Annotated in this window: 9 protein-coding genes; 7 read left to right on the top strand and 2 right to left on the bottom strand. The window is 67.9% G+C overall.

Annotation, left to right across the window (positions count from 1 at the left end; all coding sequences use genetic code 11):
- The coding region (locus I0Q12_RS15870) for an Hsp70 family protein (protein WP_197252818.1) at positions 1 to 1,473 on the bottom strand (1,473 nt) is incomplete at its 3' end.
- Positions 1,474 to 1,578: 105 nt separating this feature from the next.
- Between I0Q12_RS15870 and I0Q12_RS15865 the strand changes: the two genes are divergently transcribed.
- Positions 1,579 to 2,547, top strand: a complete 969-nt coding sequence (locus I0Q12_RS15865; RefSeq protein ID WP_197252817.1) for an LLM class F420-dependent oxidoreductase — start codon at positions 1,579 to 1,581, stop codon at positions 2,545 to 2,547.
- Between the two features lie 18 nt (positions 2,548 to 2,565).
- Here I0Q12_RS15865 and I0Q12_RS15860 read toward each other — a convergent pair whose 3' ends face one another.
- Positions 2,566 to 3,144: a hemerythrin domain-containing protein gene (locus I0Q12_RS15860; protein WP_197252826.1), complete on the bottom strand. Its 579-nt coding sequence runs from the start codon at positions 3,142 to 3,144 to the stop codon at positions 2,566 to 2,568.
- Positions 3,145 to 3,298: 154 nt separating this feature from the next.
- Between I0Q12_RS15860 and I0Q12_RS15855 the strand changes: the two genes are divergently transcribed.
- The 6 genes from I0Q12_RS15855 to I0Q12_RS32950 form a co-directional block, all read left to right on the top strand.
- On the top strand, positions 3,299 to 4,192 hold the full coding sequence (locus I0Q12_RS15855; RefSeq protein WP_197252816.1) for a manganese catalase family protein: 894 nt from the start codon (positions 3,299 to 3,301) through the stop codon (positions 4,190 to 4,192).
- A 63-nt stretch (positions 4,193 to 4,255) separates the two neighbouring features.
- Positions 4,256 to 4,864: a pentapeptide repeat-containing protein gene (locus tag I0Q12_RS15850; protein ID WP_197252815.1), complete on the top strand. Its 609-nt coding sequence runs from the start codon at positions 4,256 to 4,258 to the stop codon at positions 4,862 to 4,864.
- A 179-nt stretch (positions 4,865 to 5,043) separates the two neighbouring features.
- Positions 5,044 to 5,916, top strand: coding sequence for an alpha/beta hydrolase (locus tag I0Q12_RS15845; protein ID WP_248673470.1), 873 nt, complete (start codon positions 5,044 to 5,046; stop codon positions 5,914 to 5,916).
- A gap of 124 nt (positions 5,917 to 6,040) precedes the next feature.
- On the top strand, positions 6,041 to 6,931 hold the full coding sequence (locus tag I0Q12_RS32955; RefSeq protein WP_231610763.1) for a nuclear transport factor 2 family protein: 891 nt from the start codon (positions 6,041 to 6,043) through the stop codon (positions 6,929 to 6,931).
- Positions 6,932 to 6,984: 53 nt separating this feature from the next.
- Positions 6,985 to 7,770, top strand: a complete 786-nt coding sequence (locus I0Q12_RS15830; RefSeq protein WP_197252814.1) for an enoyl-CoA hydratase — start codon at positions 6,985 to 6,987, stop codon at positions 7,768 to 7,770.
- Between the two features lie 68 nt (positions 7,771 to 7,838).
- Positions 7,839 to 8,026 (top strand): AMP-binding protein (locus I0Q12_RS32950; RefSeq protein WP_231610768.1); only part of this gene is annotated, 188 nt, incomplete at its 3' end.

Below are 8,026 nucleotides of genomic sequence, written 5' to 3'. Positions count from 1 at the left end.
ACCTGGTCTGCGCGGCAATTCGGGTAGGGGGATCTGTGGGGGCGCGGGAAGTGCGGGCAGCTGGAACTGCGGCACGTTGGGAAGGAGCCCCACTGGTTGCGGTGGGGCCGGCGGAGCCGACGCGTCGTCCGGCGCACTTTCCTGCGTATGCGGCGTGGTGAACGTCTGCGTCGGAGACTGCGTCCGAGACTGATAGGTGGCCGGAGCCCGGGTCTGTGCGGGGACCCTCGGCTGGTCTTCGATCACCGGCTGGCTGTCGATCACCGGCGGAGCGTCTTCCGGAGACGTCGACGCACCCGCGATCGTGGTGGGCTGTGGCGCCACTGTCTGCGTAGCAGAGGGTGCCTGGGTGTTCTGTGGCGTGGCGGCCGGTTGCGCGTCGTCGGAACCCGGAAGCAGGCCGATGGCGAGGCCGATGACAGCGACGGCGGCGACGACACCGCCGGCGATGAGGAAGCCCAGACGTTTCGACGGCAGTGCGGTCGGGTCGGTCGTGTCGGTCGTGTCGGTCGTGTGCGGGATTTCGACGGTCCGGAGTTCGACAGTGTCGAGGTCGTGGCTCGACGGGCCGAGCGCGGGTGTTTCCGTCGGGGCTACCACCGCGCTGGTGAGGGTGTCGGTCGCCGGCTGCGCGAGCAGGGCCGCACCGTCCGCCGCGACGAGTTCGGGCTGTGCGGGCACGATCACCGGAATGTTGAGCCACGACTCCATCACGGAGGTGACCAGGGGGATGTTGGCACCGCCGCCGATGAGTACCGCTGCGTCGGGGGTGCGCCCCGAGCGGCGGATGACTTCGCGGGTGAGACGAGCCGACGTCTTGACGGGGTCGTCGATGAGCGAGTCGAAGCTGTCCTGGGAGAGCAGCAGCAGACCGCCTTCGCCCGGCATGCACACCGCCCCGCTGGTGGACAGCTGCTCCTTCGCGTCGCGGCACCTGGCAGTCAGGGCCAGTTGTGCCGCTGTGTCGGTGGGGCCGGTCAAGCGGTGCTGTTCGAGGTGGTAGTCGTAGATCAGCCGGTCGACGAGGTCGCCGCTGATCTCGTTCGAGCGTACGGTGCTCAGCACGAATCTCATGGTGCGGTCGACGACCGTGATGGTGAGGCCGGAGCTGCCGAGATCGTAGAGCACGAGCGTCTCGTGGTCGCCGAGATCGCCTGACGCTTCCAGCATTTCGAGCGCTGCGGTCACTTCGGGGACCAGTTGGAAGTTGTCGATGTCCAGTCGGGCCATCGCGGTTTGAACGGCATCGGCCTGTGCCTCGTTCCGGTACGCGACGCCGATGGCCTGTATCTGGTCGATCTCGCCGGTTCGGGTGAGGACCGTCTCGAGGGATTCTGGGGCCGGTTCCTCCGGCCGTTCGAGTAGTGCGGTCACCGAGTGCGATCGGAAGATGGGGCCGTCGAGGCGCTCGGTGTCGCGGCGCGCGAACCGCACAGCGCTGGCACCGACCGACATACCGAGAACTGACGTCATGACGCCGACTATAACGGTTTGGTCACGGGTCGCGCGCGGCGAGCATGCCTGGCGCTGTGCTGTCGGCGATGTTGCCGGTGACGCCGTGCAGTTAGGGTGGCGAACATGACGCACACCACACGACGTTGGGGACTGACCGTTCCCCTCGACGGGATTCCGCTCCCGGACCAGCGCAAACTGATCGAAGAGCTCCCGGATCTCGGCTACACGGACGTGTGGTCGGCAGAGGCGGGCGTCGCCGATGCCTTCACGCCGCTCGCCCTTGCGAGCGTGTGGGCGCCGACCCTCCGTCTCGGTACCGCGATCGTCCCCGTCTACACGCGCGGCCCCGCAACCCTCGCCATGTCCGCGGCGACCCTGGCGAGCGCGGCGCCGGGACGGTTTGTGCTCGGCGTGGGCACCTCGTCCAACGTGATCGTCGAGAAGTGGAACGGCATACCGTTCGAGGAGCCGTTCAAACGTGCCCGCGACACCCTGCGCTTCCTGAAGTCCGCGCTCGCGGGGGAGAAGGTGAGCCAGGAGTACGACACGTTCACGGTCGACGGGTTCCGTCCGGGACTCGTCGCCGATCCCGCACCGCCGGTGCTGCTCGCCGCCCTGCGACCCGGCATGCTGCGGCTCGCCGGCCGGGAAGCGGACGGGGCGATCGTCAACTGGTTGTCCGCGGACGACGTGCGCACCGTGGCCCCCTACGTGCACGAAGGCGGCGACGGCAAGGAGATCGTCGCGCGCATCTTCGTGCTCCAGGGCTTCGACACCGACACCGCCCGCGCGCTCGGCCGGCGCATGATCGCCGCCTACATGAACGTCCCCGTCTACCGCGCATTCCACGAGTTCCTCGGACGATCGGACGAGTTCGCCGGCATGTGGCGGCTGTGGGAGGAAGGCGACCGCAAGGGCGCGCTCGACGCGATCCCGGACAGCGTCGTCGACGACCTCGTGATCCACGGCCATCCGGACGCCTGCAGGGAACACATCGAGCGCTACACCGAGGCCGGCGTGACGACGCCGGCGATCGCGCTGGCGACCCCGGGCGATCCCGCGGAAGCGATCCGCGCGCTGGCTCCGCGCTGATCGCCTCGCCCGGATCGATTACGGAGTCGGTGGGTCCGGTGGGTGGCTGCGCCCGGTGACCGCATCGCGCATCTTGTCGAGCGTGGCGGCGGCCGTGCCCATCATCTTCTGCGCGCCCGGTCCGGACGGTGTGTCCGGATGCGGGCGCGTGGGCGCCTTCTTCTTGGCGTTGAGGAGAGTTGCCCCCAGTTCCTGAAGTTCGCTTTCGCTCAGTTCGGCGGCCAGACGCGGCCAGACCACGTTCTGCTCGTACGCGATGTGTTTGCGGCCCGCAGTGATGAAAGCGGCCAGTGCACCGTGGTATTCGTCTTCGCCGGGTTTGCCGTTCTCGAGCTTCTGAAGGAGATGCTTGCCCGAGTTCTCCTGTGACATCGCGTCGTCGGCGAGTTTGTCGCCGTCCTCGAGTCGTTCCCGTACCAGGGGCCAGAAGTATTGTTGTTCGATCGCTTCGTGTCTCGACTCCGCGACGACCAGATCGGTCACCATGGTGCCCAATCCGCTGAGCTGGGCACCGCTGCCCTGCGGGGCTCCGTCGAGAACCTCGAACATGCCCAGCACGCTCTCGTGGTCGTTCCTCAGGACAGTGAACGCATCCACCATTGTCATCGCCTCCGGTTCGGTGGTGGTCGCGACGTGATACCCGGCGCGGTCCTGCGGTAAACGACGCACGGTGTCCGGGCGGAGGCAGTTTCCCTCCGTGCGTCCCGGGTACCCGCCTCCAGACCCTGTGCACACACAGACGAGGAGTGACATGTTCATCCACAACAAGGACCTACAGTTCGAGGTGCGGGTCGACCGACCCGACCCGCGATTCGCCACTCTGCTGCAGGAGCAGTTCGGTGGCGCCAACGGCGAATTGAAAGCCGCGATGCAGTACTTCACGCAGGCGTTCATTCTGCGCCGCAAGAACCCGAAGATGTACGACTTGTTCATGGACATCGCCACCGAGGAGCTGAGTCACCTCGAGATGGTGGGATCGATGATCACGATGCTGTTGGACGGTCTCAACGACGACCTGAAGATGGCGAACGAACGGTGCGACTGGATGCCGCTGGTGTCCACCGCCGACGGTAAGGAACAGGCGATCCATCAGGTTGCCGTGAATCCGCTGTACCTGGCGCTGACCGGCGGCGGTCCCGACGTGAGCAACTCGGCCGGAGTCCCCTGGACGGGTGCATACGTCAACGCCAACGGCGATCCGACCGTCGACCTGCGCAGCAATCTCGGCGCGGAAACGCGGGCGAAGATCGTCTACGAGTACCTCAAGCAGTTCACCGACGACCCCGGCGTGCAGGAGACGCTCACCTTCCTGATGACACGCGAGGTCGCGCACTACCAGCAGTTCACCGCGGCCCTGAACGAACTGCCGGTGAACTTCCCGCCCGGTGCGCTCGCAGGTGACGACCGGTTCCAGAACCTTGCGTTCAACATGTCCAACGGTGCGGACTCGGTGCGAGGACCCTGGAACGAAGGCCAGGGACCGTGGCCCCAGGGCATGGAATGGAAGTACGTCGAAGCACCGACGGAGCAGTGGCTCGGCACCGATATCCGGGAGAACCACGGCGTGGACACCAACCCGCAGGGCGGGCCCGAGGTGCACGGAACGAAACCGTTCACCCACGAGCACCACACACCCGCCAACTGACGGGATCGACTGCGCGGCGCGCCGGGGCCGGTGCCGCCCCGGCCGTCGGGCAGGATCGGGTGCATGGGCGCGGAAGGCACGGTGGAGATCGTCGGCGAGGACTTCTCGGATGCGCGGCTGGACGGCCGGGAGTGGACGAACCACACCTACACCGATTGCACGTTCCGCGATGCCGACCTCAGTGGACTGATCACCGATCACGTGGTGTTCACCGACTGCGACTTCACAGGCGCGGACCTGTCCGGGTCCCGCCACACCGCCACCGCTTTCCGATCCTGCACCTTCGATCGAACAACTCTGTGGCACAGTAAATTCCGATTTTCCAGTTTGCTGGGCTCGACCTTCGAGCAGTGCCGGATGCGGCCGGTGGTGCTCGACGAGGTGGATCTGACCTTGGCCTCGCTCGGCCGGGCCGATCTGCGCGGCGTCGACTTCACCGGCTGCCGGCTGCGGGAGACCAATCTCGTCGAAGCGGACCTGCGCACCGCCACGCTGCGCGGCGTCGACCTGACGGGTGCGCGCACGACGGGTGTGCGACTCGACGGTGCGGACCTGTGCGGCGCACAGACCGGACCGGCGCTGTGGACGACGGCGAAGCTCGAAGGCGCGAAGATCGACCTCACGCAGGCGGTCGCGATGGCCTCCGCGCTCGGGCTGATCGTCGAGCAGTGATCACGATTCGGTGAAAGCGGTTAACGACATTCGACCCTCGGGCGACTATTCGGGCAGACCTCATCGCAGGAGTGCCCATGTCCGAGACGCCGAGGAGGCCCGCCTCCGAGATGCCGAGGAGGCCCGCCTCCGTGATGCCGAGGAGGCCCGCCAGTAGCGGGATCTCGCGTGTCACAGTAGTGGCCGACGACGGGGTGCCGCTGGCCGCGACGATCGAGGGACCGCGGGACGCCGCGCTGACCGTCGTCCTCGTGCACGGCCACTGTCAGGACGCCGACAGCTGGAACGACGTCCGCCGCCACTTGGCGCCCGAAGTGCGCATCGTGCGTTACGACCAACGGGGACACGGACGTTCGGGATCCGGTGAAGTGTCCTCGCTTACGCTCGACGGCCTCGCCGGCGACCTCGACGCCGTGTTGCGGACGCTGGTGCCCACGGGGCCGATCGTGCTCGCCGGGTACTCGATGGGCGGCATGGTGGCGATGGCCTACGCGCGGCTGTATCCCGCCGCGATCGGCGCCCGCATCGTCGGGGTCGCGCTCATCGCGACCGCTGCGTCGGGGCTCGCGGAACACGGGGTGGGTCGCTATCTGCGGCACCCGGCCGCGTCGATGCTGCACGGGGCGGTCGCGCGCGCACCTCGGGCGATGGAGGTGTCGAAACGGGCCGGTGGCCGGTTGTGCTCATTGCTGTCCCGCGGCCGCGAGGGCGACTCGTGGCTGCGGACCGCCGGACTGGTGCTGTCGAGCACCACGTCGGTGGTGGCGTGGTCGCGTCTGCTCGCGGCGTTCGCGGTGCTCGACGAATCCGCGGCGCTGGTCGCTCTCGCGAGGGTGCCGGTCGTCGTCGCCGCCGGAACCGCGGATCGATACGTCCCCATCGCGCATTCGGAGGCGATCGTCGATCTCCTGCCGCACGCCGAGTTCGTGCGGATCGTGGGGGCCGGGCATCGGATCCTCGCCGAATGCCCTGATCAGGTGGCGTCCGCGCTGGGACGGTTGCTCGGTGTTCTCAGTCCGGTCGACGGACCGCTGCAGCGCAGCGCGGTCTGATCGGTCCTCGCTCCGCGAATCGTTGCCCACGTCGAATGCCCGGCGCCCGGGCCGTTCGGTCCGGGCCTCCCGTCCACCGGTACGGCCGGTTGTGCGGTTGCCGGTGCGGTGCGAGCCTCGGGCGATGACTCACGAGTCGAGCACCGATGCCACGGCGATCACCAATCTGCTCTACCGCTACGCCGAGCACATGGATGCGGGCAGGTTCGAGGATGCGGCGTCGCTGTTCTCGCACGCCCGCGTGCGGTTCGGGGGCGAGCACGAGACCGTCGGGGGAGCGGGTCTGGCCGACATGTGGCGCTCGATGGTGAAGATCCATCGGTGCGGCACCCCGCGAACGAAGCATGTCGTTGCGAATCCGCTGCTCGACGTCGATGCCGCGGCCGGGCGCGCCACGTGCCGCTCGTACTACACCGTGCTGCAGGCGACCGAGGATCTGCCCTTACAGGTCGTCGCAGCCGGCCGTTACCTCGACGAGTTCGAGCGAGTGGACGGTCGGTGGCGCTTCGCGTTCCGTGACTACTCGTTGTTCGACCTGCCGGGGAACACGGGTGAACATCTGCGTGGCACCACACGCAGTCTCCCTACCGACCGCGCGGATGTCACCGCGGTGATCAACCGCTACTCGGATGCCCTCGACGACCGCGACTGGGCGAGCCTGGACGACTTCTTCACCGAGGACGCGGTGGCACGCTACGGCAGCGAGGGCAGCACACCGGTGACGGGGCGGGCCGAGATCGTCCGGATGATCCGGTCGAATCTCGACGGTTGCGGCCCGTCACAGCACCTGTTCGGCAATCTCGTCGTCGAGATCGACGGGGACGTCGCCAGGTCGTCGTGCAAGGCCCGCGTCTGCCACTTCGGTGCCGGCGAGCGAGCCTCGCTCGAGCCGTATGAATGCTTCGGCGTCTACCGGCACACGCTGCACCGGACCGCGGACGGCTGGCGGGTCACGGAGTTGCTGTTCGACGTACGTCATGCGGCGGGGGACATCCGGGTCCTGCAACCGCGCTGACGGGCCGGCCCGTTGCGGTGGTGCCGGACGTATTCGTGCGGCAGTCTGGGGCCATGACCGAGACCAGTGTTGCTCCCGTTCTCATCGCCGTCGACGACGCCAGCGGAATCGGCGTCCTCACCCTCAATCGCCCGCAGCAGCGCAACCCGCTGTCGGTCGACACGATGCGCGAGGTGATCCGGGGTCTGCGTGCGCTGTCCGCGGACAGCCGGGTGATCGTGATCCGGGCGGACGGTCCGGTGTTCTCGGCGGGGCACGACCTGCGGGAGATGATCGGGCGCACGCTCGAGGAGGAACGCGCGATCTTCGACGTGTGCAACGAGATGATGCGCACCGTGCAGTCGATTCCGCAGCCGGTCATCGCTTCGGTGCAGGGCCCGGCCGTCGCGGCGGGATGCCAGCTCGTCGCGTCGTGCGATCTCGCGGTCGCGGCGACCGACGCGGTGTTCGGAACTCCGGGTGTGCGGATCGGCCTGTTCTGTTCGACGCCGATGGTCGCGGTGAGCCGCGCCGTCGGCCGCAAGCGTGCGCTGCAGATGCTGCTGACCGGCGACACGATCGACGCCGAGACGGCCGCCGACTGGGGGCTGGTGAACTTCGTCGTGCCGCCCGAGGAGCTGGAGATCCGGACGACGGAACTGGCGGCGAAGATCGTCTCGGCGTCCTCGGCGACGGTGCGGATCGGCAAGGAAGCGTTCTACCGGCAGATCGATCTGCCGCAGGACGAGGCGTACGAGGCGATGGCCGAGACGATGGCGGCGAACGCGGTGATCTGCGATGCGCAGGAGGGCATGTCGGCGTTCGTCGAGAAGCGCCCACCGGTCTGGCAGGGACGCTGAACCGGGGGTCGAAACAGCGGTGATCTTGGGTCTCGACCAAAGGTTGGACGTCCTATAACCTGACTTCCATGAGTCTCGATCCTCGCTCGAACACCGTCGACGGTGTGCTGCACCGCTCGGCCGCCCGCTTCCCCGACCGCGTCGCGCTGCGCTTCGCGGACCGCACGTTCACCTACCGGGAGCTCGACGCCGCGGTCTCCCGCACCGCGGCTCACCTGCGATCCCTCGGGCTCGAGCAGGGCGACCGCGTCGCCGG

The sequence above is a fragment of the Rhodococcus sp. CX genome, from assembly GCF_015865005.1.
Lineage (GTDB): Bacteria > Actinomycetota > Actinomycetes > Mycobacteriales > Mycobacteriaceae > Rhodococcus.
Note: the sequence above shows the minus strand (reverse complement) of the source record. Positions and strands in the feature narration are given on the sequence as shown.